This window comes from Enterobacter cloacae complex sp. P42RS, from assembly GCF_014930595.1.
In the GTDB taxonomy this organism is placed as follows: Bacteria; Pseudomonadota; Gammaproteobacteria; order Enterobacterales; family Enterobacteriaceae; genus Enterobacter; species Enterobacter bugandensis.
Genome location: NZ_JADBRK010000019.1, coordinates 16884 through 41213, shown reverse-complemented (window position 1 = coordinate 41213; position 24330 = coordinate 16884). Strand labels below are relative to the sequence as shown.

Genomic DNA, 24330 nt, shown 5'->3' with positions numbered 1-24330 from the left:
AAAACAAGGTCTTTCCGTTTATGCTGATAAAAATAAAAAAGGAGCAGCGATGTATACCCTGACGTGGCAACCCCCTTACGACTGGCAGTGGATGTTTGGCTTTCTCGGCGCTCGTGCGGTGACGGGCATTGAAACCGTCACGAGCGACTACTACGAGCGCAGCTTTGCCTGCGACGGCCATCAGGGGATATTTCGCGTGACGCCGGATATCGCTACCCATACGCTGACCGTGACGCTCAGCCCGGGGTTGGTTCCGGTTGCGCAGACGTGTCTTGAACGCATCGCGCGCCTGTTCGATCTCGCCTGTAACCCGCAGCACATCGCGGATACGCTGGGGGATCTCGGCGCTGCCCGCCCCGGCTTGCGTCTGCCGGGGGCGATGGATGCGTACGAGCAGGGCGTACGGGCCATTCTCGGGCAGTTGGTCAGCGTGGCGATGGCGGCGAAACTGGCTTCCCGCGTTGTCGCCCTGTGCGGTGAGCCGGTGAAGGATGCACCGGGTTATGTCTGCTTTCCCTCCCCGCAAGCGCTGGCCGCTGCCGATCCGCTGGCGCTCAAGGCGCTCGGGATGCCGCTAAAACGCGCGGAGGCGCTGATTCATCTGGCGCAGTCGGTTGTTGACGGGACGTTTCCGCTGACGCCGCCCGAGGACGTTGAGGCGGGCATGAAGGCGCTACAGCAGCGGCCGGGCATCGGGCGCTGGACGGCAAATTACCTGGCCCTGAGAGGCTGGCAGGCGAAAGATGTGTTCCTGCCGGATGATTATCTGATTAAGCAACGCTTCGCCGGGATGACCCCCGCGCAGATCCGTCGTTACGCCGAGCGCTGGCAGCCGTGGCGCTCCTACGCGCTGCTGCACATCTGGTATACCGACGGCTGGACGCCGTCAGTTGATGGCGAAATAACTGGTGTTGAGCAGTAGATCCAGCGGCTGCGGCTCGGCGATGGTGTCGCCATAGATAAAATCAATGCCGATGCCGGAAAGCGTATCCATCATGATGGGCTGGTTGCAGGGACCCGCGATGGTTTTCATCCCCAGACGCTGGGCGTGGCCCTGAACGATGGTCACCATCATCTCATCCATCAGATTACCATACACGTTGCTCACCACCTCGGCGTCCAGCATCAGATAATCGGCCATGTTCGGGCTCAGGTGGCTGAAGACGTTCATGTCGCGCCCTATCTGGCTGAAGATCACCCGGCAGCCCGCCTGGCGAAGCTTTTGCAGCCCTCGCTGCAGGTTCTCATCCGGGTTACACACCACGTCGCTCGCGATAACCAGATGCAGCAGACGGCCCGGCATGGGGCTGTTATCGAGCAGCTCGAGGAGTTCATCGACCAGCGTTACGCTGGCTAAACCGGCGGCAGAAAGCGGCAGTGCTACCCCCATCCCTTTACGGGCGACCTGTGCGGCAGAGGTGCGGAAAAACTCACCAAAGATACGTCTGTCGAGGGCGTGCAGCAGTTCGGGCTCCGCCAGACCAGAACGGAAGGCGTGCTCCTCCTGGACTTCACCCTGGCTGGTCCACAGGCGTAGCGAAATCAGCCAGAAGTTACAGCTTTCCGGTATGCGCGGGGAGGCGACGCTGCGGGCTATCATCATCAGATGATTGTCTTTGATCATATGCCACTGTTCGTCCAGCGACATCATGCTGCGCGCGCTCCGATCCCGCTCCTGCTGCGGTTCGTACACCGTCACGATGCCGCGGCCGCTGTTTTTCGAGGCATAACAGGCAATATCCGCCTGCGACATCACTTCTGACGCCTGGTTATTATGCTCATCAATCAGCGTGATCCCTGCGCTGGCGCCAATCCGGTGCAGGCGACCTTCCCACATAAAGTGATAGTCATTGATGGTATGGATCAAACGACCGGTGATATAGCGCGCGCTCTCAATATTGCAGTCCGGCAGCAGCAGCCCAAACTCGTCGCCGCCCAGGCGCGCCAGCACGTCGCTGGAGCGAAGCATGGTTAACATCATGGAAGAGAGTTCCCGCAGCAGGGCATCTCCCGCCGCATGGCCTGCGCTATCATTGACGGCTTTGAAGCGGTCCAGATCGATAAAGACCAGCGCATGACGCTGACGCGTCTCGCGAACGGTTTGCAGAAGCCGTTTGAGATGGTTTTCGAAGCTGACCCGATTTGCCAGGTGGGTGAGGGCATCGTGCGACGCGCTGTAGCTTAGCTGACGCAGCATTTTGCGCGACTCGGTGACGTCCTGAATAACGATCACCGAGCCAATACTGTGCCCATCAAGGGTACCGAGTGGCGTAATGCTGTAGTGGATATCAAACGATCCGCCGGTGCGGCAGTTCAGCACTACATCCTGGTCGATATCGGAGCGTGACATATCGCCGCTGTGAATATTCTCCATCAGCGGGCCCCGTTCCCCAAAGGTGATGTGTAACACCTTCAGGATCGGCTGGCCGATGGCCTCGGTCTGCAGCCAGCCGCTCATCTTCTCGGCGACCGGGTTCATAAAGGTGACGTTCATGTCGATATCGGTACAGAGCACCGCTTCGCCGATGGAGTCGAGCGTGATGTGCAGGCGCTCTTTTTCCTGAAACAGCGCTTCGTTAAGCTCCTTCACCTCGGTCATGTCCATATTGATGCCGAGCAAACGTTCGACTTCACCCTCTTTATTCAGCACCCGGTTGGCCAGGGAGCGTATATGGCGCACGCCTTCCTTCACGCGGATACGGAATTCAAGCTTAAACGGCAGACGCGAAACCAGTGAATCCCGCAGCACCTGCTCCGCATGGGCGCGATCCTCCGGCAATATTCTTTCGTGCCAGAGCTGCCAGGTGGGCTTAATGTGCGGCGGAATTTCATACAGCTCAAACATCCGCTTATCCCAGCTGATGATGTCTGGCTCCAGATCCCACTCCCAGATACCGATGCCGCCCGCTTCGTTGGCCAGCGTAATGCGCTCCATCAGCCGTTTATTGACCCACTCGGTTTGCTTCAGATCGTTAATGTCTTCAATCTGGGCGATGAAATAGAGCGGCGAGCCATCGGCATGGCGCACGACGGAGACGGCCAGAAGCGCCCAGACGACCTCTCCGTTGCGCGTGTAATAGCGCTTTTCAAGGGTGTAGGTGTTGATCTCGCCGTTGACCAGCTGTTCCAGCTGTTCCAGGTCGGTATGCAAATCTTCCGGCCAGGTGAGCTGCTGGAAGGTGAGCGACTGTAGCTCGGTCTGGCTGTAACCGAGGAAATTGCACAGCGCCTTGTTGGCCTGAAGCCACTGGCCCTCCATGCTGACTAACGCCATACCGATGGCGGAATACTCCATTGCATTACGAAAGCGCTCTTCGCTCTCGGTGATGTGTTTGCGTTCGGCACGGAAGGCATACATCACCATGGTCATCACGTTAGCGGGGAGGAGGAGCATCAGGAACGGCAGCCACGGCGCGTTCATCATCGGCCCGGCATGTTGGGTGGTCAGCGCCGAAGGGTTATGGGCAATCATCAGTGAAACGACCATCACGGTAACCAGAAACACCATGAACGCTTCCATCCGCGGCAAGCGCACAGCGCTCCACATCAGCAGGACAATCACGCAGGTAAAGGGCCACGGCAGCCAGGTGATGGATGCCCAACTGAGGGCCAGCGTTACGGCCATGGTAACCAGGGTTTCCAGCAGCAATCTCGGATCACGGTGGCGGAGCAGGTAATGGGATTTAAACAGCAGCCCCAGCGGCACCAGCGCCAGCGCGCCAATGGATTCAGATAGCACCCAGACGATGAAATTACGCAGCGGCTCAGGGCCGGGGATCAGAAGCGTCATCAGAATACCGCCCACCAGCGGCGGCACCAGCGCGCTGCCTATTGCCAGGCGGATCCAGTCGTTTAAATTTTGCAGCGGGTTGTACCACGGAAGCAGCTTGCGCAGTAACACGGCACCGATGATGGCCTCAATAACGTTTATTGCGGTGTAGGTGGGGTTTATCGACGCCCAGGAGAACAACATCCACGAGGCCAGAATATTGCCAAATGAACAGGCCAGGGCTATCCCGGGCCACATTTTTCCTGCATGGCGGTAAAACGCCACCATCATAATGGCGGTAGGAAACCAGAGTGGCGCCAGCAGGGTACCGAAGCGGGTAAGCTCCAGCGAAAATAAGGTAAAGATAAAGGTGACCAGGCCCAGACAGACAAGTCGTAATAAAGGATGTGGGGTGGTAACCAAAACCCGCTGGTATTGTTTATTCATTACCGCTTTATCCAGAGACGCCATGCCGTCAGGAGAGAAGTGCGCACGAGTGAATTTGATAATTTGGTTTATGCTAGTACAAACAATTTACAATTCATATGGCGACTGCTCATAATTTGACATCATAGACTTATTAAATAGTTACTCGCTAAAAAATTCCTGTTAAACGCTGAAAAAACGGTCATTAAAATTTCTCTCAGGGATCAATGCGCCACTTTTCAGCCTGTCTCGCAGAACCTGCGCATTCGACTGGTATCACGCCCGCGAAATCCCTATAATTGCCGCGTTTGACGCTCCGGCGTCGTCCTTCCTTAACATCCAGGTTATTCAGGTCGCTAAATTTATGACTGATAAGTCTCATCAGTGCGTCATTATAGGCATCGCCGGCGCATCGGCTTCAGGTAAAAGTCTAATTGCCAGTACGCTTTATCGCGAACTGCGTGAACAGGTAGGTGATGAGCATATCGGCGTCATTCCCGAAGACAGCTACTACAAAGATCAATCCCATCTGTCGATGGAAGAACGTGTAAAAACCAACTACGACCACCCGAATGCGATGGATCACAGTTTACTGTTCCAGCATTTAGAAGCGCTTAAGAGCGGCCAGGCGATCGAACTGCCCGTTTACAGTTACGTAGAACACACCCGTACCCAGGAAACGATCCGCATCGAGCCGAAGAAGGTCATTATCCTTGAAGGCATCCTGCTCCTGACTGACGCCCGCCTGCGTGAATCCATGAACTTCTCCATCTTCGTCGATACCCCGCTGGATATCTGCCTGATGCGCCGCATCAAGCGTGACGTTAACGAGCGCGGCCGTTCGATGGACTCCGTCATGGCGCAATACCAGAAAACGGTCCGTCCGATGTTCCTGCAGTTTATTGAACCCTCCAAACAATACGCCGATATCATCGTGCCTCGCGGGGGCAAAAACCGCATTGCTATTGATATCTTAAAAGCGAAAATCAGCCAGTTTTTTGAATAAGCCGCGCGAATTGTGTACCGTTCAGAGATAACCTGGTTTTACCCTGAGCGTTCAACGGCTCAGGGTACGATGCATGAAAGGAGAAAGAACCATGCGTCTTTGCGATCGTGATATTGAAGCCTGGCTGGATGAAGGCCGCTTGTCTATTACCCCACGTCCCCCCGTGGAGCGTATCAATGGGGTGACCGTTGATGTGCGGTTGGGGAATAAATTCCGCACCTTTAGCGGCCATACTGCGCCGTTCATCGACCTCAGCGGGCCGAAGGATGAAGTCAGCGCCGCGCTCGATCGCGTCATGAGTGATGAAATCATCATTGACGAAGGTGAAGCTTTTTATCTGCACCCGGGTGAACTGGCGCTGGCGGTGACGTATGAATCCGTGACCCTGCCTGCGGATCTCGTCGGCTGGCTTGATGGCCGTTCTTCTCTGGCCCGCCTGGGGTTGATGGTTCACGTGACCGCGCACCGTATCGACCCAGGCTGGTCCGGCCGTATCGTGCTGGAGTTCTTCAATGCCGGTAAACTGCCGCTGGCGCTGCGCCCCGGAATGATGATCGGTGCGTTAAGCTTTGAACCGCTCACAGGCCCGGCAGACAGGCCTTATAACCGCCGCCAGGACGCAAAATACCGCGACCAGCAGGGTGCGGTTGCCAGCCGTATTGATAAAGACTGATCGTTAGTCCATTGAGGATGCCATGAGAAGAGTTCTGACAACGCTGATGATTTTGCTGGTAGTGCTGGTTGCTGGCCTTTCGGCGTTGGTTCTGCTGGTTAACCCGAATGATTTCCGCGCTTACATGGTGCGGCAGGTCGAGGCACGCAGTGGTTACCAACTGAAGCTTGACGGGCCGCTGCGCTGGCACGTCTGGCCGCAGCTCAGCATTCTCTCTGGCCGCATGTCGTTAACCGCGCCGGGCGCGGCACAGCCGCTGGTCTCTGCGGACAACATGCGTCTCGATGTGGCGCTGATCCCGCTCATCTCCCATCAGCTGCAGGTTAATCAGGTGATGCTGAAGGGCGCGGTCATTCAGCTTACCCCGCAGACCGAAGCCGTGCGCGACGCGAATGCGCCGGTTGCGCCGCGCGAGAATACCTTACCGGATGAACCGTCCGATGAGGGCTGGTCCTTTGATATAGGCAAACTGAAAGTGGCCGATAGCGTGCTGGTATTCCAGCATGAGGATCAGGAGCAGGTCACCGTTCGCAACATCAACCTGCAGATGGAACAGGATGAACACCATCTTGCGTCGCTGGAATTTAGCGGACGGATAAACCGCGACCAGCGCGATCTGTCCCTCTCGTTGAATGCAAACGTGAATGCGTCGGACTACCCGCATCAGTTGACGGCCGACATCAAGCAGCTTAGCTGGCAGCTGACGGGAGCGGATCTCCCGACCCAGGGGATCGCCGGGCAGGGGACGCTGCAGGCCGTATGGCGCGAAGAGCAAAAACAGCTGGCGCTGGAAAACCTTAATCTGCAGGCCAACGACAGCAGCCTGAAAGGGCAGGCGAGCGTCACGCTCGACGATAAGCCGAAGTGGGTGCTGAACCTGCAGTTTGACAAGCTCAACCTGGAGAACATCCTGCCACCGGTGCCGGCAAGCGCAACGGACAGCGATGCCGTGCAGACGGGGCAAAGCCAGTCACCGGTGTCGCGTCCGGTTATCTCATCCAACCTTGAACAGCCTGACTATAACGTGCTGCGCGGCTTCACGGCGGATATTCTGCTGAAAGCCAACAGCGTGCGCTGGCGCGGTATTGATTTTACCGACGTGAGCGGCCAGATGTTCAACCACAACGGGTTGCTGGTAATTTCAGAACTGAGCGGCAAAATGGGGGCGGGTCACCTGTCACTTCCGGGTACGCTGGACGTGCGTAAGGACGTTGCCAGCGCTGAATTCCAGCCGCGTCTCGACAACGTTGAGATTGGCAGCATCCTCAAAGCCTTTAACTATCCGATATCCCTGACGGGTCAGCTGACGCTGGCGGGCGATTTCTCAGGCACCAAAATTGATGCCAACGCCTTCCGCCGTGAGTGGCAGGGCGAGGCGCATGTTGACCTGAAAGATTCGCGAATGGAAGGGCTCAACTTCCAGCAGCTGGTTCAGCAGGCGGTGGAGCGCAGCAGCGATGTTAAAGCCCAGGAAAACTACGACAGCGCAACTCGCCTCGACAGCTTCACCACTGACCTGACGCTGGATAATGGGGTGCTGACGCTGGCCGGGATGCAGGGAACTTCATCTATGCTGTCGTTAACCGGAGAAGGCTCGCTGGATCTGGTCAAAGAGACGGCGGACACGCGCTTTAACGTCCGGGTGCTTTCCGGCTGGCAGGGCGAAAGCAAGCTGATTGACTTCCTCAAAGAGACGCCGGTTCCGCTTAGCGTATACGGCAAATGGCAGGCGCTGAACTACAGCCTTCAGGTAGATCAGATCCTGCGTAAGCATCTGCAGGATGAAGCGAAGCGTCGGCTCAACAGCTGGGCGGATCGTAATAAAGATTCCCAGAACGGCAAGGATGTGAAGAAGCTGCTGGATAAGCTTTGACGGCGGTGTGGCCTGATGGCCTCACCCCGACCCTCTCCCACGGGAGAGGGAGCAAACACTAAAACGGCAACGGGGTTGCCGTTTTGGTTTACCTAGACCTCAAAATCCAGCTCTTCCTCATCCCGCAGTGGAATTAGCTGAACTTTCTGCACGCGATGGTTTTCAATCTGCAGTGTTTTAAGCAGATAGTCGCCCACCTGAACCTCTTCCCCCGGCTGCGGGATGCGCTGCAAATACTCCATCAGCAGACCGGCAATGGTGTGGTATTCCCTTTTTTCATCCAGCGGTAGCGGCACGTACTGCACAAGGTCTTCCAGCGGCATGTGGCCGTTGGCCGTCCACGAGCCGTCTGCGTTTTTCTGAATGTCGTGGCGGGCATCAATCTCATCCACCTCGTTTGGCAGATTACCGGCGATGGTTTCCATTACGTCGCTGAGCGTGACCAGCCCTTCCACCGAACCAAATTCATCCACCACAAACGCGAAATGGGTGCGCGCGTTGCGGAACTGCTCCAGCGCGGAGAGCAGCGGAAGCGCTTCCGGGAAGACCAGCGGCTGGCGTACCAGCGCGCGCAGGTTGAGCGGCTCGCCGTGCAGCTGCTGCTGGAGCAGGTCAATCACGTGTACCACCCCCAGCAGCTCCTCTTCCTCTTCACCGCCGGTGACCACCAGCCGGGTGTGCTGGTTTTTATCCAGCAGGGCGCGGATCTGCTCTTCTGGTGCCGTGAGGTCAATATGCTCAATGTCATGCCGGGAGGTCATGATGCTGCTGACCGTGCGCTGATTCAGGTTGAGCACGCGCTCGATCATCAGCCGCTCCTGCGTGTTAAAGATTTGCCCGTCGCTGTGATCGGCCAGCAGGGCAGAGGATTCGGCGTCCAGCTCGGCATCCTCTTTCCTGCCGCTCAACAGGCGCATCACGGTGTCGGCCGTGCGCTGGCGCAGGGTCTGATTCGCGGAGAGAAACCGGCGGCGGTTAAATATCGCCAGCTGGTTGAGCGCTTCAATCATGACGGAGAAGCCAATGGCGGCGTACAGGTAGCCTTTCGGAATGTGGAAGCCGAAACCGTCGGCGACCAGGCTGAAGCCAATCATCAGAAGGAAGCTGAGGCAGAGGATCACGATTGTCGGGTGGCTGTTCACAAAGCGGGTCAGTGCTTTGCTCGCCATCACCATCAGCGTGATGGCGATAATTACCGCGGCCATCATGACGGCGAGATGGTCCACCATCCCGACGGCGGTAATCACCGAATCCAGGGAGAAGACTGCATCGAGCACCACAATTTGCGCCACCACCGGCCAGAATCTCGCCCCGCGTCGCTGGGTCGGGTTCTCGCTGTCCTTGCCTTCGAGCCGCTCGTTAAGCTCCACCGTGGCTTTGAACAGCAGGAACAGCCCGCCGAAGAGCATGATCAGGTCGCGCGCGCTAAAGCTCAGGCCACGAACGGAGAACAGAGGCTGAGTGAGCGTGACCATCCAGGAGATAGAGGCCAGCAGCAGTAAACGCATCACCATCGCCAGCAGCAGACCCGTCACGCGCGCGCGGTCGCGCTGGGAAGGGGGCAGTTTTTCAGCGAGGATGGCGATAAACACCAGATTATCAATACCGAGCACTAATTCGATGACGACCAGCGTCACCAGCCCGGCCCAGATTGATGGATCGGCAATCCATTCCATAGTAATAGCAATACCTTCTGTTATATGACGAATGTCACACTTCGATCATGGATAAAGCTGGGGGAAAATGCAATGTCGGGCTGAGATTTCTCTTAATACGATGCATAAAAAAGAGAGCAGTCTCAGGTGAGTGTAAATAAGCAAAATATGTATATTTTATTATTCTGAGTGCTTTTTAGGATATATCGCAGATAATGGTTTTTACTCTCTTTTTGTCAATATAAAGAAAATCCTAAAAGGTCAAAACTTTGCTCTTAATATTAATCTTAAAAACAGATATTAGGACAGTTGTCTCCTTGCCTGCTATTAGGTTAGCTGCAACAATTCTCCCAGCATCAAATGTTAAATCTTGTTGTTGCTATTATTGTTTTGGTCTTCGGAATGGTCATTCATTATCCGTTGTGTATTTCAAGCGGCTGATATATTTCCAGAAGACCTTACTCAAGAGGGTGTCTATCCATAACACATTGTTTAGTCAGTGGATTGGTAACTGAAAGCCAAGGGCGGTAGCGTGCCTGAAAGCGTGTGAATCAGCCTCGATTATTCTGTCAATAGCCAATGGATGAATAAGCTTTTTTTAGGACTGATGCCAGTTATATTTCTATTTGATTAACTGCATGCTGAAACCCAATACGTCTCAGGCTTATTTAAATTGCACAGGATAATTACTCTGCCAAAGTGATAAATAATCAATGATGAAATCCAAAATGAAATTGATGCCATTATTGGTGTCTGTGACCTTGATGAGTGGTTGCACGGTCTTTCCCGGCAGCAATATGTCAACAATGGGTAAGGATGTGATCAAGCAACAGGATGCCGATTTTGATCTCGACAAAATGGTGAATGTTTACCCACTTACGCCACGTCTGGTCGAACAATTACGTCCACGTCCGAATGTTGCCCAGCCGAATATGTCTCTGGACCAGGAAATTGCCTCCTATCAGTATCGTGTGGGGCCGGGCGACGTGATCAACGTGACCGTCTGGGACCACCCTGAACTGACCACGCCAGCGGGCCAGTACCGTAGCTCAAGCGACACCGGGAACTGGGTACAGTCAGATGGCACCATGTTCTATCCGTACATTGGTAAAGTACATGTCGCCGGGAAAACGCTTGCCGAGATCCGTAGTGATATTACCGGCCGCTTAGCGCAGTACATCGCCGACCCGCAGGTGGACGTTAATATCGCCGCATTCCGCTCGCAAAAAGCCTATATCTCCGGTCAGGTGAACAAATCCGGCCAGCAGGCCATCACCAACGTTCCGCTCACCGTTCTGGACGCCATTAACGCCGCGGGCGGCTTAACTGACGGCGCCGACTGGCGCAACGTGGTGCTGACCCACAACGGCAAAGAGCAGCGCATTTCGCTGCAGGCGCTGATGCAAAACGGCGACCTGACCCAGAACCGCCTGCTCTATCCGGGCGATATTCTCTACGTACCGCGCAACGACGATCTGAAAGTCTTCGTGATGGGTGAAGTGAAGAAACAGAGCACCCTCAAAATGGACTTCAGCGGCATGACCCTGACCGAAGCGCTGGGCAATGCTGAAGGTATCGATCTGACCACCTCTAACGCGACCGGTATCTTCGTCATCCGTCCGCTGAAGGGTGAAGGCAGCGCGAAGGGCAAGATTGCCAACATCTACCAGCTGGATATGTCCGATGCGACGTCTCTGGTGATGGCGACGGAGTTCCGTCTCCAGCCATACGATGTGGTTTACGTCACCACCGCGCCGGTTGCCCGCTGGAACCGTCTGATCAACCAGTTGCTGCCAACCATCAGTGGCGTTCGCTACATGACGGATACGGCGCGCGACATTCATACCTGGTAATCCGCGATGTTTAACAAAATTCTGGTGGTATGCGTGGGGAACATTTGCCGTTCCCCCACGGCTGAACGGCTGTTGAAACAGTACCAGCCCGAGTTAACGGTCGAGTCCGCAGGGCTGGGCGCGCTGGTGGGCAAAGGTGCCGACGAGCGCGCCACGAGCGTGGCCCGCGATCACAACCTCTCTCTTGACGGGCATATCGCCCGCCAGGTCACCGGCCACATGTGCCGGGAGTATGACCTGATTCTGGCAATGGAAAAACGCCATATTCATGCGCTATGCGATATCGCTCCGGAGATGCGCGGCAAGGTGATGCTGTTTGGTCACTGGGACAACGAACGCGAAATCCCCGATCCGTATCGCAAGAGCCATGAAGCCTTCGAGGCGGTTTACACCTTACTTGACCAGTCTGCCCAACAGTGGGCGCAGGCACTGAAAGCTCAGCAGGGATAACAATGACAGAAAAAACAAGACCTTCTGCCGCCCCGACTTCGGGCAGTGATGAAATTGATATTGGTCGCCTGGTCGGCACGGTTATCGAGGCAAAGTGGTGGGTGCTTGGCATTACTGCCGTGTTTGCCGCAGCGGCCGTCGTGTATACGCTGTTCGCCACACCAATCTACAGCGCCGACGCGCTGGTGCAGATCGAGCAGAATACCGGCAACTCGCTGGTGCAGGATATCGGCTCCGCGCTGGCGAACAAACCGCCAGCATCCGACGCTGAAATTCAGCTGATCCAGTCGCGTCTGGTGCTGGGTAAAACGGTTCACGACCTCGGACTCGACATCTCCGTCACCAAAAATACGTTCCCGATCTTCGGTGCCGGCTGGGACCGTCTGATGGGGCGCAGCAATGACACCGTAAAGGTCACTGACTTTGTGCTGCCTAAAGGGGCGGGGAATCAAACCTTTACCCTGACGGTGCTGGGCCCGAAACAGTATCAGCTGACCAGCGATGCGGGCTTTAGCGCACGCGGTGAAGTGGGGCAGATGCTGAACAAAGACGGCGTTAGCATGATGGTTAGCGCGATCCACGCCCAGGAGGGCGGTGAATTCACCGTCACCAAATTCTCCACGCTGGGAATGATCAACAATCTGCAGAACAACCTGACCGTCACCGAAAACGGTAAGGACACCGGCGTGCTGAGCATGACCTTTACCGGTGAAGATAAAGATCAAATTCGCGACATCCTGAACAGCATTACCCGCAACTACCTTGAGCAGAACGTCGAGCGCAAGTCGGCGGAAGCGGCGAAAAGCCTGGCTTTCCTCGCTAAACAGCTCCCGGAAGTGCGTGCCCGGCTGGACGATGCCGAGAACAAGCTGAACGCCTACCGTCAGGATAAAGACTCCGTCGACCTGCCGCTGGAGGCGAAATCGGTTCTCGACTCGATGGTGAATATTGATGCGCAGCTCAACGAGCTGACCTTCAAAGAGGCAGAGATTTCCAAGCTTTACACCAAACGCCACCCGGCCTACCGCACGCTGCTGGAGAAGCGCCGCACTCTCGAAGAGGAGAAGGCGAAGCTGAACGACCGCGTGACCGCGATGCCGAAAACGCAGCAGGAGATCGTGCGTCTTACCCGCGACGTGGAATCCGGACAGCAGGTTTACATGCAGCTGCTGAACAAACAGCAGGAGCTGAAAATCACCGAGGCCAGCACCGTGGGTGACGTGCGTATCGTCGACCCGGCCATTACCCAGCCTGGCGTGCTGAAACCGAAGAAAGCGCTGATTATTCTCGGCAGCATCATTCTTGGCCTGATGCTCTCTATCGTTGGCGTCCTGCTGCGCTCGCTGTTCAACCGCGGCATCGAAAGCCCGCAGGTGCTGGAAGAGAGTGGTATCAACGTCTATGCCAGCATTCCGCTGTCTGAGTGGCAAAAATCCCGTGACAGCGTCAAGACCATCAAGGGCGTTAAGCGTTACAAACAGAGCCAGCTGCTGGCCGTGGGTAACCCAACCGACCTGGCGATTGAAGCGATCCGCAGCCTGCGTACCAGTCTGCACTTCGCCATGATGCAGGCTAAAAACAACGTCCTGATGTTAACCGGCGTCAGCCCGTCAATCGGTAAGACCTTTGTCTGTGCCAACCTGGCGGCCGTGGTGAGCCAGACCAACAAGCGCGTGCTGCTGATCGACTGCGATATGCGTAAGGGTTATACCCACGAACTGCTGGGCACCAACAACGTGAACGGTCTGTCGGAAATCCTGCTGGGTCAGGGAGAGATTAGCCAGAGCGCCAAGCCGACCTCGATTCCGAGATTCGACCTGATCCCGCGTGGTCAGGTGCCGCCGAACCCGTCTGAACTGCTGATGAGCGAACGCTTCACCCAGCTGATTGAGTGGGCGAGCAAAAACTATGACCTGGTGCTGATCGATACGCCGCCAATTCTGGCCGTGACCGATGCCGCCGTGGTTGGCCGTCATGCGGGTACCACGCTGATGGTGGCGCGCTATGCGGTGAACACCCTGAAGGAAGTGGAAACCAGCCTGAGCCGCTTCGAGCAGAACGGCATTGAGGTGAAAGGGGTCATCCTGAACTCCATCTTCCGCCGCGCGACCGGGTACCAGGATTACGGCTATTACGAGTACGAATACAAGTCTGACAGCAAATAACAAAACACCCCCCCTCACCCTAACCCTCTCCCCAGAGGGGAGAGGGAACTGTCCGGTGCCGCCTTTCACCCTCTCCCCTCAGGGGAGAGGGCCGGGGTGAGGGGTAGGAGGAAAAGATGACCACACAACGCCCTTTAGTTTCTATCTATATGCCGACATGGAACCGTCAGCAGCTGGCGATCCGCGCTATTAAGTCGGTCTTACGTCAGGATTACGATAACTGGGAACTGATCATCGTGGATGACTGTTCTTCCTCGTATGAACAGCTGCAAAAATTTGTCACCGAACTCAACGATCCGCGCGTGATGTATACCCATAACCCGATTAACTCCGGGGCGTGCGCGGTGCGTAATCAGGCCATTATGCAGGCCAAAGGGCAGTATTTGACCGGCATCGACGATGACGACGAATGGACGCCGAACCGCCTGTCCGTCTTCCTTTCGCATAAAGAGCAGCTGGTCACGCACGCTTTTCTGTATGCCAACGACTATGTCTGCCAGGGCGAGGTTTACTCGCAGCCCGCGAGCCTGCCGCTGTACCCGAAATCACCGTACTCCCGTCGCCTGTTCTACAAGCGCAACATTATCGGTAATCAGGTGTTTACCTGGGCGTGGCGCTTTAAGGAGTGCCTGTTCGATACCGAACTGAAGGCCGCGCAGGATTACGACATCTTCTTGCGGATGGTGGTGGAGTACGGCGAGCCGTGGAAAGTGGAAGAGGCCACGCAGATCCTGCACATCAACCACGGGGAGATGCAGATCACCTCCTCACCGAAGAAGTTTTCAGGCTACTTCCATTTTTACCGCAAGCACAAGGACAAGTTTGACCGTGCCAGCCGTAAGTATCAGCTCTTTACCCTGTATCAGATCCGCAATAAGCGCATGAACTGGCGCACCCTGCTGACGCTGCTGTCGGTGCGTAACGGCAAGCGTCTGGCTGACGGGCTTCGGGGGAAATAATGTTTCTGGAAGATTGCCGCGCAAACAGCTGGAGCCTGCGCCCGTGCTGCATGGTTCTGGCGTACCGCATCGCGCACTTTTGCTCGGTGTGGCGCAAGAAAAACGTACTGAACAATATCTGGGCGGCACCGATTCTGGTGCTGTACCGCATCATCACCGAATGCTTTTTTGGCTATGAAATCCAGGCCGCTGCCACCATTGGCCGCCGCTTTACCATCCACCACGGCTATGCGGTGGTGATCAACAAGTTCGTGGTCGCGGGCGATGATTTCACCATTCGCCACGGGGTGACGATCGGCAACCGCGGGCCGGACAGCCTGGCCTGTCCGGTTATCGGCAATAACGTCGAGCTGGGGGCGAACGTAGTGATGATTGGCGACATCACGATTGGTAACAACGTGACGATCGGGGCGGGCAGCGTGGTGCTGGACAACATCCCCGATAACGCGCTGGTGGTGGGAGAGAAAGCCCGCGTGAAGGTGATTAAATGAACATTCTGCAATTTAACGTACGCCTCGCAGAAGGCGGAGCGGCAGGCGTGGCGCTGGATCTGCACCAGCGTGCCCTGCAAAAAGGACTTCAGTCCCGATTTATTTACGGCTACGGCAAAGGCGGCAAGAAAAGCGTCAGCCATGATAACTTCCCGCAGGTGCACAAGCACACGCCGCGTCTGACCTCTGTTGCCAACATTGCGCTGTTCCGCCTGTTTAACCGCGATCTGTTTGGCAACCTGAACAGTCTTTATCGCACCGTGACCCGCACTACCGGCCCGGTTGTGCTGCATTTTCACGTGCTGCACAGCTACTGGCTGAATCTGGAAGAGGTGGTGGCGTTTTGTCAGAAGGTGCAGGCCCACAAGCCCGACACCCGCTTCGTCTGGACGCTGCACGATCACTGGAGCGTGACGGGCCGCTGCGCCTTTACCGACGGCTGCGAAGGCTGGAAAGATAACTGCCAGAAGTGCCCGACGTTAAGTAACTATCCGCCGGTGAAGGTGGATCGCGCGCATCAGCTGGTAGACGGAAAGCGTCAGTTGTTCCGCGACATGCTTTCGCTCGGCTGCACGTTTATCTCCCCGAGCCAGCACGTGGCCGACGCCTTCAACAGCCTGTATGGGGCAGGGCGCTGTCAGATTATCAACAACGGTATCGACGTGGCGACGGAAGCCATCCTGGCCGAGCTGACGCCGGTGGCGGAAACCGCGGGCAAACCGAAAATTGCCATCGTTGCGCACGATCTGCGCTACGACGGCAAAACCAACCAGCAGCTGGTGCGCGACATGATGGCGCTCGGCGACAAAATTGAACTGCATACCTTTGGCAAATTTTCGCCGTTCGAAGGCGCTAACGTGGTGAATCACGGGTTTGAAACCGACAAGCGCAAGCTGATGAGCGCCCTGAATGGTATGGACGCGCTGGTGTTCAGCTCTCGTGTGGATAATTACCCGCTGATCCTCTGCGAGGCGCTCTCCATCGGCGTGCCGGTGATTGCTACCCACAGCGATGCGGCGTGCGAAGTGCTGGAAAAATCTGGCGGAAAAACCTTCGCCGCGCACGAGGTCCTGCCTCTGGTGCAACTGCCGAAGGCGCAGATCGCCGAGGCCGTTTTTGGCACTGACCTGGAATCGTTCCGCAACCGTAGCCGCAAGGCCTACAGTGGACAACAGATGCTGGAGGAGTATGTCTCGTTCTATCAGAATCTGTAGTTATCTGCTGCTGCCGCTGATCTACCTGCTGGTCAACGTCAAAATTGCCCAGCTCGGCGAAAGCTTCCCGATAACCATCGTGACTTTTTTGCCCGTTCTGCTTCTGCTGTATGTCGATAAAATCAACCTGAAGAAGCTGATGATTGCCCTGGGGCTGGGCACGGGCCTGACGCTGTTTAACTACATCTTTGGCCAGTCGCTTGATGCCAGTAAATACGTCACTTCAACCATGCTGTTTGTTTATATCGTTATTATTATTGGCATGGTCTGGAGTATTCGCTTCAAAACTATTTCACCGCACAATTATCGGAAAATCCTCAGGTTCTTTTATATTGCCGTTGCGTTAATTGTTGTGCTTGCCGCACTGGAAATGGCGCAGATTATTTTGACCGGTGGCAGCAGCCTGATGGAGATAATTTCGAAATATCTCATTTACAGTAACAGCTATGTACTGAACTTCATTAAGTTTGGTGGTAAGCGTACAACGGCGCTCTATTTTGAACCGGCGTTTTTCGCTCTGGCGTTAATCTCAATTTGGCTCAGCATCAAACAGTTTGGTATCAAAACGCCTAAGACCGATGCTATGATTCTTGCAGGAATCGTTCTGTCTGGATCGTTCTCAGGGGTAATGACATTTATCCTGTTTTACCTGCTGGAGTGGGCGTTCCAGTACCTGAACAAAGATGCGATTAAGAAAAAACTGCCGCTGGCGATAATCTCTCTGACGGTATTTTTAGTGGGCGTCATATTCGCGTTTCCGTACATTTCAGAACGTCTGGGTGATTTGGGAACGGAAGGGTCATCGTCCTATTATCGCATCATTGGTCCGCTGGTGATGGTGGGTTATTCCTTAACCCATATCGATGGTGTAGTAAGATTCGGCTCACTTTACGAATATGTTGCATCATTCGGAATCTTTAACGGTGCGGATGTCGGTAAAACCATAGACAATGGTCTGTATCTGTTAATTATTTATTTTTCGTGGTTCGCCGTACTGTTGACGCTGTGGTATCTGTTTAAAGTTTTCAAAATGATGATCAACGCGTTTGGTGATAACCAGAACTTCCGCGTGCAGCTTTATCTTTTTACGCCGGTGTCGCTGTTTTTTACCGGGTCAATATTTAGCCCGGAATATGCTTTCTTGATTGTCTGTCCGTTTATTTTGCGTAAGGCGCTTAATATTACGTACGTATGACGAAATGAGGTGATTTATGTTTCTTAGCGTCATTACTGTCGCTTTTCGTAATTACGAAGGGGTGGTAAAAACCTGGCGCTCGCTGCGCAACCTGGCGCGCGATCCAAGCCTCACCTTTGAGTGGATCGTGGTCGACGGCGGCTCGAACGATGGCACGGCGGAGTTTCTGGAAAAACTCAACGGTGAGTTCAACTTACGCTACATCAGCGAGAAAGATAAAGGCATCTACGATGCGATGAACAAGGGCATTTCTATGGCCCAGGGCCGTTATGCCATCTTCCTCAACTCCGGCGATATTTTCCACAACGACGTGGCGCTGTTTGCTCGTCAGCTGGCGCGCCAGAAAGAGGATGCCATGTATATTGGCGATGCGCTGCTCGATTTTGGCGACGGGCATAAAGTCTGCCGCAGCGCCAAGCCAGGCTGGTATATCTACCACAGCCTGCCGGCCAGCCATCAGGCTATTTTCTTCCCGGTAAACGGTCTGAAAAAACAGCCTTACGATTTGCAGTACAAGGTGTCATCCGATTATGCGCTGGCCGCCAGCCTGTATAAATCAGGTTACCCGTTCCGTCGAATTAAAGGGCTGGTGTCTGAATTTTCGATGGGCGGCGTGTCAACGTCTAATAATCTGGAATTATGCCAGGATGCAAAAAAGGTGCAGCGTCAAATATTACGCGTGCCGGGATTCTGGGCGGAATTGTCTTATTTATTACGCCTGCGTACGACAGGTAAAACGAAAACCTTATATAAAAAAGCCTGAATATAAGGAAAAGCAATGCAGGATTTAAAAGGTTTCTCCGTGCCGAAAGGTTTTCGGGGCGGGAACGGTATTAAGGTACAGCTATGGTGGGCGGTTCAGGCAACCTTATTTGCCTGGTCGCCACAAATACTGTACCGCTGGCGAGCCTTTTTATTGCGCCTGTTTGGCGCAAAAATCGGAAAAAACGTAGTTATTCGACCTTCGGTAAAGATTACCTACCCCTGGAAATTAACCCTCGGGGATTACGCCTGGGTAGGGGATGACGCGGTGTTATATACCCTGGGCGAGATTACGATTGGCGCAAATTCGGTGGTTTCACAGAAGTGTTATTTGTGCACCGGCAGCCACGACTTTATGAGCCCGCATTTTGATATTACCGCTTCGCCTATTGTGATCGGTGAAAAGTGCTGGCTGGCAACGGATGTTTTTGTTGCACCAGGTATTTCTGTTGGCGATGGCACGGTAGTCGGTGCCCGCAGCAGCGTTTTTAAATCGCTACCGGCAAATAAAGTTTGCCGTGGCAACCCCGCAGTGGTGATACGCGAACGCGTTGAAACTGATTAAATTCATAAGTAGAGGAATATAAACATGTCTAAAGTCGCTCTCATCACCGGCGTTACCGGGCAGGATGGTTCTTACCTGGCAGAACTGCTGCTGGAGAAAGGGTATGAAGTGCACGGTATTAAACGTCGTGCCTCTTCATTCAACACCGAACGTGTGGATCACATCTATCAGGATCCTCACGCGGCAAACCCGAAATTCCACCTGCACTACGGCGACCTGACCGATACCTCCAACCTGACCCGTATCCTGCAGGAAGTACAGCCGGATGAAGTGTACAACCTGGGGGCGATGAGCCACGTAGCGGTCTCCTTCGAGTCCCCGGAATACACCGCTGACGTTGACGCCATGGGTACCCTGCGTCTGCTGGAGGCGATTCGCTTCCTCGGTCTTGAGAAGAAAACTCGCTTCTACCAGGCATCTACCTCCGAGCTGTACGGCCTGGTGCAGGAAATTCCACAGAAAGAGACCACGCCGTTCTACCCGCGCTCTCCGTATGCGGTAGCAAAACTGTACGCCTACTGGATCACCGTGAACTACCGTGAATCCTACGGCATGTACGCCTGTAACGGCATTCTGTTCAACCACGAATCCCCGCGCCGCGGCGAAACCTTCGTGACCCGTAAAATCACCCGCGCGATCGCCAACATTGCTCAGGGTCTGGAATCTTGCCTGCACCTCGGCAACATGGACTCCCTGCGTGACTGGGGCCATGCCAAAGACTACGTGAAAATGCAGTGGATGATGCTGCAGCAGGAACAGCCAGAAGACTTCGTGATCGCGACCGGCGTGCAGTACTCCGTGCGTCAGTTCGTTGAGATGGCTGCGGCACAGCTGGGCATCAAGCTGCGCTTCGAAGGCACGGGCGTGGAAGAGAAGGGTATCGTTGTGTCCGTGACCGGCCACGACGCGCCAGGCGTGAAGCCAGGCGACGTAATTGTGCAGGTTGACCCGCGTTACTTCCGTCCTGCTGAAGTAGAAACTCTGCTGGGCGACCCAACCAAAGCGCACGAGAAGCTGGGCTGGAAACCAGAAACCACTCTGCAGGAGATGGTTTCCGAGATGGTGGCCAAAGATCTTGAAGCAGCGAAAAAACACTCCCTGCTCAAGTCTCATGGCTACGAGGTTGCCATCGCGCTGGAGTCCTGAGAATGACAAAACAACGTATTTTTGTCGCCGGTCATCGCGGAATGGTGGGTTCCGCGATTGTCCGCCAGCTGGAACAGCGCGGTGACGTAGAGGTAATTGTCCGCACCCGTGACGAGCTGAACCTGCTCGACAGCCGTGCGGTACAGGACTTCTTTGCGAACGAACGCATTGACCAGGTGTATCTGGCGGCGGCGAAGGTGGGCGGCATTGTCGCTAACAACACCTACCCGGCGGATTTCATCTACGAGAACATGATGATCGAGAGCAACATCATTCACGCGGCGCATCTGCACAACGTGAACAAGCTGCTGTTCCTCGGTTCATCCTGTATCTACCCGAAGATGGCGAAGCAGCCGATCGCCGAAAGTGAGCTGCTGCAGGGCACGCTGGAAGCGACTAACGAGCCCTACGCGATTGCAAAAATTGCCGGGATCAAGCTGTGCGAGTCCTACAACCGTCAGTACAACCGCGACTATCGCTCGGTGATGCCGACTAACCTGTACGGACCGCACGACAACTTCCATCCGAGCAATTCCCACGTGATCCCGGCGCTGCTGCGTCGCTTCCACGAGGCGACTGCCGAAAACGCCCCGGACGTGGTGGTGTGGGGCAGCGGAACGCCAATGCGCGAGTTCCTGCACGTGGACGACATGGCGGCTGCCAGCATTCACGTGATGGAGCTGGATCGCGAGGTGTGGCAGGAAAACACCGAGCCGATGCTGTCGCACATTAACGTGGGTACCGGCGTGGACTGCACCATCCGCGAGCTGGCGCAGACCATCGCGCAGGTGGTGGGCTACAAGGGCCGCGTGGTGTTTGACGCGACCAAACCGGACGGCACGCCGCGCAAGCTGCTGGACGTGACCCGTCTGCATCAGCTGGGCTGGTATCACGAGGTCTCACTGGAGCAGGGGCTGGCCAGCACCTACCAGTGGTTCCTGGAAAACCAGCACCGCTTCCGGGGGTAATGATGTTTTTAAGTCAGGAAGATTTTGCCACGGTAGTGCGTTCCACTCCGCTCATCTCGATTGATTTGATCGTGGAGAACGAACGCGGCGAGTTCTTGCTGGGGAAACGAACCAATCGTCCTGCACAGGGCTTCTGGTTCGTGCCCGGCGGGCGCGTGCAGAAGGATGAGACGCTGGTTGATGCGTTTGAGCGTCTCACTCTGGCGGAGCTGGGCCTGCAGCTGCCGATGGCAGCGGGCCAGTTTTACGGGGTCTGGCAGCACTTCTATGACGATAACTTTTCGGGCACCGGGTTCTCCACGCACTACATCGTGCTGGGGTTCCGCCTGAAGGTGAGTGAGGCAGACCTGCGTCTGCCTGATTCTCAGCATGACGATTACCGCTGGCTAACGCCAGAGGCGCTGCTGGCAAGCGACAACGTCCATGACAACAGTCGGGCGTACTTCCTCGCGGAACGTCAGGCCGAGGTGCCAGGACTATGAAAATCCTCGTCTACGGAATTAACTACTCGCCGGAATTAACCGGTATCGGGAAATACACCGGCGAGATGGTCGAGTGGATGGCGAGCCAGGGACATGACGTGCGGGTGATTACTGCCCCGCCGTACTACCCGGAGTGGAAGGTAGGCGAACGCTATTCCAGCTGGCGCTATCGCCGCGAAGAGGGTGCCGCGACCGTCTGGCGCTGCCCGCTCTACGTGCCGAAACAGCCCTCGACGCTGAAACGTTTAATTCATCTGGGCAGCTTTGCCCTCAGCAGTTTCTTCCCGCTGATGGCGCAGCGTCGCTGGAAGCCGGATCGCATTATCGGCGTGGTGCCGACGCTGTTCTGCACGCCGGGCATGCGCCTGCTGGGAAAACTCTCCGGCGCGCGCACCCTGCTGCACATTCAGGATTATGAAGTGGACGCCATGCTCGGTCTGGGTATGGCCGGGAAAGGCAAGGGCGGCAAGGTGGCGAAGCTCGCCAGCGCCTTTGAGCGCAGTGGCCTGCATAACGTGGATTACGTTTCGACGATCTCTCGCTCGATGATGAATAAGGCGCAGGAGAAGGGCGTCCCGGCGGAGAAGGTGATCTTCTTCCCGAACTGGTCCGAAGTGGCGCGTTTTCGCGACGTGACGGAGCAAGAGGCTCAGGTGCTGCGCGCCCGGCTCGGTTTGCCTGAAGACCAAAAAATCATTCTTTACTCAGGCAACATCGGCGAAAAGCAGGGGCTGGAGAGCGTTATTGAAGCGGCCCAGCTGCTGATCGAACAGCCGTGGACGTTTGTGATTGTCGGACAGGGCGGGGGAAAAGCGCGGCTGGAGAAGATGGCCAGTGAACGCGGCCTGACCAACGTGAAGTTTTTCCCGCTGCAATCGTACGATGCGCTGCCCGCGCTGCTGAAAATGGCGGATTGCCATCTGGTCGTGCAAAAACGCGGCGCGGCGGATGCGGTGCTGCCGTCCAAGCTGACCAACATTCTGGCAGTGGGCGGTAACGCGGTGATTACGGCGGAAGCCGAAACTGAATTAGGCCAGCTGTGTGGCAGCTATCCGGGGATTGCCGTGTGCGTGGAGCCGGAATCCGTTCCCGCGCTGGTCACCGGCATTGAACAGGCACTCGCCATGCCAAAAGTGAACACGGTGGCACGTGAATATGCCGAACGCACGCTCGAGAAAGAGAACGTGCTGAGCCAATTTATTGCAGATATACGGGGATAAATCATGAGTCAAACCACTTTGTATCCGGTTGTGATGGCTGGTGGCTCTGGTAGCCGGTTGTGGCCGCTGTCCCGCGTGCTCTATCCAAAACAGTTCCTCTGCCTGAAAGGGGATCTCACCATGCTGCAGACGACGGTAAACCGTCTGCACGGCGTGGAGTGTGAAAGCCCGGTGGTGATTTGTAACGAACAGCACCGCTTTATCGTTGCCGAGCAGCTGCGCCAGCTGAACAAGCTCACGGAAAACATCATTCTGGAGCCTGCCGGACGTAATACCGCGCCCGCGATCGCCCTGGCGGCGCTGGCGGCAAAACGCAGCAGCCCTGACTGTGACCCGCTGATGCTGGTCCTGGCGGCAGATCACGTTATCCAGCAGGAAGACGCATTCCGCGACGCGGTGCGTGCCGCGATCCCTTACGCCGAGAGCGGCAAGCTGGTGACCTTCGGCATCGTGCCGGATCTGCCGGAAACCGGCTACGGCTACATCCGTCGCGGCAGCGTAACGCCGGGTGAGGGCGATAGCGTAGCGTTTGACGTGGCGCAGTTTGTCGAAAAACCGAATCTCGAAACCGCCCAGGCCTATGTCGCCAGCGGTGAATATTACTGGAACAGCGGGATGTTCTTGTTCCGCGCCGGACGCTATCTCGAAGAGCTGCGCAAATACCGCCCGGATATTCTGAACGCCTGCGAAAAAGCGATGGCGGTGGTGGACCCGGATCTCGACTTTATCCGCGTGGATGAAGAGGCGTTCCTCGCCTGCCCGGAAGAGTCTATCGACTACGCCGTGATGGAACGCACGGCTGACGCGGTGGTTGTACCGATGGATGCAGGCTGGAGCGATGTGGGCTCCTGGTCCTCCCTGTGGGAGATCAGCGCCCATACCCCGGAGGGTAACGTCCATCACGGCGATGTGATTAGCCACAAAACCGAAAACAGCTACGTTTACGCCGAGTCCGGCCTCGTCACCACCGTCGGGGTGAAGGATCTGGTGGTTGTCCAGACCAAAGACGCGGTGCTGATTGCCGACCGCAACGCCGTGCAGGACGTTAAAAAAGTGGTTGAGAAGATCAAGGCCGATGGCCGTCACGAACACCACATTCACCGTGAAGTGTACCGTCCGTGGGGCAAATATGACTCCATCGACGCGGGTGACCGCTATCAGGTGAAGCGCATCACCGTGAAGCCGGGCGAGGGGCTGTCGGTGCAGATGCACCATCACCGCGCTGAACACTGGGTGGTGGTGGCGGGTACGGCCAAAGTGACCATCGACGGCGAAGTGAAGCTGCTGGGTGAAAACGAGTCCATTTATATTCCGCTGGGCGCCACGCACTGTCTGGAAAACCCGGGAAAAATTCCTCTCGATTTAATTGAGGTGCGCTCCGGCTCGTATCTGGAAGAGGACGATATTGTGCGCTTCCAGGATCGCTACGGGCGCGTGTAGCACGCCGCATCATGCCCG

Annotated in this window: 20 protein-coding genes; 18 read left to right on the top strand and 2 right to left on the bottom strand. The window is 55.8% G+C overall.

The window, feature by feature from the left end; translation table 11 throughout:
- Nucleotides 1-49 precede the first annotated feature (49 nt).
- Entirely contained in the window at nucleotides 50-922 is an 873-nt protein-coding gene (alkA, locus tag IM314_RS18495; RefSeq protein WP_047363147.1) for a DNA-3-methyladenine glycosylase 2, read from the top strand.
- On the opposite strand, the gene IM314_RS18490 is transcribed toward alkA, so the two are convergent.
- Entirely contained in the window at nucleotides 887-4216 is a 3330-nt protein-coding gene (locus IM314_RS18490; protein ID WP_193358789.1) for a diguanylate cyclase, read from the bottom strand. The genes alkA and IM314_RS18490 overlap by 36 nt on opposite strands.
- A gap of 343 nt (nucleotides 4217-4559) precedes the next feature.
- Between IM314_RS18490 and udk the strand changes: the two genes are divergently transcribed.
- The 3 genes from udk (at nucleotide 4560) to asmA (ending at nucleotide 7747) form a co-directional block, all read left to right on the top strand.
- Complete coding sequence (gene udk, locus IM314_RS18485; RefSeq protein ID WP_008500855.1) at nucleotides 4560-5201, top strand: uridine kinase; 642 nt, start codon at nucleotides 4560-4562, stop codon at nucleotides 5199-5201.
- Nucleotides 5202-5292: 91 nt separating this feature from the next.
- A complete protein-coding gene (dcd, locus tag IM314_RS18480; RefSeq protein WP_028013805.1) occupies nucleotides 5293-5874 on the top strand; it encodes a dCTP deaminase in 582 nt (193 codons plus the stop codon).
- A gap of 22 nt (nucleotides 5875-5896) precedes the next feature.
- Entirely contained in the window at nucleotides 5897-7747 is a 1851-nt protein-coding gene (asmA, locus tag IM314_RS18475; RefSeq protein WP_193358788.1) for an outer membrane assembly protein AsmA, read from the top strand.
- 92 nt (nucleotides 7748-7839) lie between these two features.
- On the opposite strand, the gene IM314_RS18470 is transcribed toward asmA, so the two are convergent.
- On the bottom strand, nucleotides 7840-9423 hold the full coding sequence (locus tag IM314_RS18470; RefSeq protein WP_041909106.1) for a TerC family protein: 1584 nt from the start codon (nucleotides 9421-9423) through the stop codon (nucleotides 7840-7842).
- 692 nt (nucleotides 9424-10115) lie between these two features.
- Here IM314_RS18470 and IM314_RS18465 point away from each other — a divergent pair.
- The 14 genes from IM314_RS18465 to cpsB all read left to right on the top strand — a co-directional run bounded on the left by IM314_RS18465 (nucleotide 10116) and on the right by cpsB (nucleotide 24312).
- Entirely contained in the window at nucleotides 10116-11255 is a 1140-nt protein-coding gene (locus tag IM314_RS18465; RefSeq protein ID WP_014170829.1) for a polysaccharide export protein, read from the top strand.
- Between the two features lie 6 nt (nucleotides 11256-11261).
- The gene (gene wzb / locus IM314_RS18460) at nucleotides 11262-11705 is read left to right on the top strand and encodes a low molecular weight protein-tyrosine-phosphatase Wzb (protein ID WP_193358787.1); all 444 of its coding nucleotides are present in this window, start codon (nucleotides 11262-11264) and stop codon (nucleotides 11703-11705) included.
- Nucleotides 11706-11707: 2 nt separating this feature from the next.
- The gene (gene wzc, locus IM314_RS18455) at nucleotides 11708-13870 is read left to right on the top strand and encodes a tyrosine-protein kinase Wzc (RefSeq protein ID WP_193358786.1); all 2163 of its coding nucleotides are present in this window, start codon (nucleotides 11708-11710) and stop codon (nucleotides 13868-13870) included.
- A 116-nt stretch (nucleotides 13871-13986) separates the two neighbouring features.
- On the top strand, nucleotides 13987-14829 hold the full coding sequence (gene wcaA, locus IM314_RS18450) for a colanic acid biosynthesis glycosyltransferase WcaA (RefSeq protein WP_028013800.1): 843 nt from the start codon (nucleotides 13987-13989) through the stop codon (nucleotides 14827-14829).
- On the top strand, nucleotides 14829-15320 hold the full coding sequence (gene wcaB, locus IM314_RS18445; protein WP_045629830.1) for a colanic acid biosynthesis acetyltransferase WcaB: 492 nt from the start codon (nucleotides 14829-14831) through the stop codon (nucleotides 15318-15320). The genes wcaA and wcaB overlap by 1 nt, the downstream gene beginning before the upstream one ends.
- Entirely contained in the window at nucleotides 15317-16534 is a 1218-nt protein-coding gene (wcaC, locus tag IM314_RS18440; protein WP_193358785.1) for a colanic acid biosynthesis glycosyltransferase WcaC, read from the top strand. Before wcaB ends, wcaC begins: the two co-directional genes overlap by 4 nt.
- The gene (gene wcaD, locus IM314_RS18435; protein WP_193358784.1) at nucleotides 16509-17729 is read left to right on the top strand and encodes a colanic acid polymerase WcaD; all 1221 of its coding nucleotides are present in this window, start codon (nucleotides 16509-16511) and stop codon (nucleotides 17727-17729) included. The genes wcaC and wcaD overlap by 26 nt, the downstream gene beginning before the upstream one ends.
- Nucleotides 17730-17745: 16 nt before the next feature.
- Nucleotides 17746-18492: a colanic acid biosynthesis glycosyltransferase WcaE gene (wcaE, locus tag IM314_RS18430; RefSeq protein WP_193358783.1), complete on the top strand. Its 747-nt coding sequence runs from the start codon at nucleotides 17746-17748 to the stop codon at nucleotides 18490-18492.
- 15 nt (nucleotides 18493-18507) lie between these two features.
- Nucleotides 18508-19056 carry a colanic acid biosynthesis acetyltransferase WcaF gene (gene wcaF / locus IM314_RS18425; protein WP_045260414.1) on the top strand — a complete coding sequence of 183 codons (549 nt, stop codon included), beginning with the start codon at nucleotides 18508-18510 and terminating at the stop codon, nucleotides 19054-19056.
- Between the two features lie 24 nt (nucleotides 19057-19080).
- Nucleotides 19081-20202, top strand: a complete 1122-nt coding sequence (gmd, locus tag IM314_RS18420) for a GDP-mannose 4,6-dehydratase (RefSeq protein WP_003863514.1) — start codon at nucleotides 19081-19083, stop codon at nucleotides 20200-20202.
- Between the two features lie 2 nt (nucleotides 20203-20204).
- Nucleotides 20205-21170 carry a GDP-L-fucose synthase gene (locus IM314_RS18415; RefSeq protein WP_024908102.1) on the top strand — a complete coding sequence of 322 codons (966 nt, stop codon included), beginning with the start codon at nucleotides 20205-20207 and terminating at the stop codon, nucleotides 21168-21170.
- Between the two features lie 2 nt (nucleotides 21171-21172).
- Complete coding sequence (locus IM314_RS18410) at nucleotides 21173-21652, top strand: GDP-mannose mannosyl hydrolase (RefSeq protein ID WP_074135958.1); 480 nt, start codon at nucleotides 21173-21175, stop codon at nucleotides 21650-21652.
- Nucleotides 21649-22872: a colanic acid biosynthesis fucosyltransferase WcaI gene (gene wcaI, locus IM314_RS18405; RefSeq protein WP_193358782.1), complete on the top strand. Its 1224-nt coding sequence runs from the start codon at nucleotides 21649-21651 to the stop codon at nucleotides 22870-22872. The genes IM314_RS18410 and wcaI overlap by 4 nt, the downstream gene beginning before the upstream one ends.
- Nucleotides 22873-22875: 3 nt before the next feature.
- Nucleotides 22876-24312 carry a mannose-1-phosphate guanyltransferase gene (gene cpsB, locus IM314_RS18400; RefSeq protein WP_028013792.1) on the top strand — a complete coding sequence of 479 codons (1437 nt, stop codon included), beginning with the start codon at nucleotides 22876-22878 and terminating at the stop codon, nucleotides 24310-24312.
- Nucleotides 24313-24330: the final 18 nt, after the last annotated feature.